Consider the following 948-nt stretch of genomic DNA (forward strand, 5'->3'; position numbering starts at 1 on the left):
AGGATGCGCGTGGCAATTTCTTCCACGCTCATCTCAGAGACATTAAGATTTGGGATTTTTTGGGCGGTATAGATGGCTTGGATGGCGCGCTGTTCTTCTTGGCACTGGGCAAGGGATGCGTAGCGAGAGCCTGCTTTTCGCTCTTGGCGAATGCGCACCAATCGTTCGGTGTCAATGGTCAGACCAAATAGCTTATGACGGTATGGCTGCAGTACTTTAGGTAGATTACTACTGTCTAGGTCGTCTTCGGTCAAAGGGTAGTTAGCAGCGCGAATACCAAACTGTAAGGCTAGGTATAGGCTTGTTGGTGTCTTGCCAGAACGTGATAATCCCACCAAAATAATGTCAGCACCATCATAGTGCGTCGTGCGTGCGCCATCATCATTATCTAGGGCGAAGTGTACCGCATCAATACGCGCCTTATAATCGTCGCTATCAACATGACCGTGTGCAATACCTGAATGCGGATCTGGCTTCTCACCGATCTCATTGGCGATGCGGTTGATAAGGCCTTCGTAGATGTCTAGATTGGTGGCTTGGGCGCCATTAATGATGGTGCGAATCTCATCGCTTACGATGGTATCAAACACCAAAGGCTTAAGTCCTGACAGGCGATGCGCCTCATTAATGCGCTTAACTGCTTCTTGGGCGAGTTCAGCGTTATCAACATAGGGAATGATTTTGATGTCAAATTTGACATTGCCAAACTGACTTAGTAGAGAGCGGCCTAAAGTCTCAGCAGTGATCGCTGTACCATCTGAGATGAAGAACGCGCTCCGCATGGGCTCGAATTTGGTGTTTTGGGAAGTTGTGTCATTATTGGGAGTGTGGACGTACATGTCAGCTCCTTAAGAAGATAATTAATAAAATCACACAGCAGTATACCATAAAATACGCCCATCGTGCGACAGCTGAATAAATTGTTACGCCATAAATTTGATTCAACTG

General features: G+C 46.9%; 1 protein-coding gene. It reads right to left on the reverse strand.

Annotation, left to right across the window (positions count from 1 at the left end; translation table 11 throughout):
* The coding region (locus GY683_RS06400; RefSeq protein WP_297287953.1) for a pyruvate, water dikinase regulatory protein at positions 1–839 on the reverse strand (839 nt) is incomplete at its 3' end.
* Positions 840–948: the final 109 nt, after the last annotated feature.

It is taken from the genome of Moraxella sp. (genome assembly GCF_024227015.1).
Taxonomy (GTDB): Bacteria; Pseudomonadota; Gammaproteobacteria; order Pseudomonadales; family Moraxellaceae; genus Moraxella.